This window comes from Rathayibacter sp. AY1D2 (assembly GCF_002932695.1).
Taxonomy (GTDB): Bacteria; Actinomycetota; Actinomycetes; order Actinomycetales; family Microbacteriaceae; genus Rathayibacter.
Map to the genome: position 1 here is coordinate 1 of NZ_PSVX01000135.1, position 641 is coordinate 641.

Sequence of the window (641 nt, forward strand, 5' to 3'; positions counted from 1 at the left end):
TCTGAGCGGCGGTCCGCTCCTCCGTGTTCGTCATGACTCCCATTGTCCTCCTCCGCACGGCCGCGGGGGCCGCCACGGGCCGGGCGGGGGAGGAGGACGGGGAGTCGGCGTCGGGGAGGAACGTCAGGACGCGTCCTTCACCATCCCGCGGACCGAGAGCTGGACGACCAGCGGCCGGTGGTCGCTCCCGGCGTCGTCGCGGTCGTCGACGACCTGGTAGCCCGAGACCTCCCAGCGTCCGGAGAAGAGGACGTGGTCGATCGGGGCGCCGAGCGCGGGCGGGACCGAGGACGGCCAGGTGCCCAGGGCGGCGCCGCCCGCGACGGTCCCCGCGTCGCGGCAGCCGCCCAGCGCGGCCGAGCCCGGCAGCCCGGTCCAGTGGTCGACCGTGGAGTTCAGATCGCCGAGGACCACGACGTCCTCCTCCGCGGAGCAGAGCGCGGAGACCGAGAGCAGACCGCTCCGCCACTCCGCGAGGCGCGAGGGGATCGGCGCCATGGTGTGCACCGCGGCGAGGACGGGGCGCTCGGGAGTGTCGGGGCGTGCGACGAGGGACGGTGTCGATCCGGTGAGGACCGCGGCGGTGTCGACGCTGTAGCCGCCGAGCGAGGGGGAGAGCAGCAGGGCCGCCCCGTCGTCGG

Annotated in this window: 1 protein-coding gene; it reads right to left on the reverse strand. The window is 75.4% G+C overall.

Features of this window, described 5'->3' with window-relative positions; all coding sequences use genetic code 11:
• Nucleotides 1–123 precede the first annotated feature (123 nt).
• Nucleotides 124–641, reverse strand: a 518-nt coding sequence (locus C5D04_RS17780; RefSeq protein ID WP_146087913.1) for an endonuclease/exonuclease/phosphatase family protein, incomplete at its 5' end; no start/stop codon positions are given.